The sequence below is a fragment of the Microbacterium sp. GbtcB4 genome (assembly GCF_019091465.1).
GTDB classification, from domain to species: domain Bacteria; phylum Actinomycetota; class Actinomycetes; order Actinomycetales; family Microbacteriaceae; genus Microbacterium; species Microbacterium paraoxydans.
In genome coordinates, this window is the sequence record NZ_JAGXJJ010000378.1 from 1 (window position 1) to 245 (window position 245).

The window sequence follows — 245 nt, forward strand, 5'->3', positions numbered from 1 at the left end:
GGAAGCAGCGGATGTTGGTCGCCGAGCCGGAAATGTTGCTCCACGCTTTGGCGGAGACCGTCGCCAGGACCGTGCTCCCGTTCCGGACCTGCATGTAGCCGGAGGCGCGGGCGTTCGCCGCCGACTTCGTCGCGAAGGAGGGCGGGATCGCGATGGTCGTACAGCTTCCCCAGCTCAGCATGGCGCCGACGCGATAGAGCTCCCGGTACGCGCAGATGCGACCGGTCGCACCGTTCCCGACCGCT

General features: G+C 68.2%; 1 pseudogene. It reads right to left on the reverse strand.

Going from position 1 to position 245, the window contains the following annotated elements:
- Positions 1 to 245 (reverse strand): annotated as a pseudogene (locus KVS71_RS18215) (hypothetical protein); the annotation flags it as partial.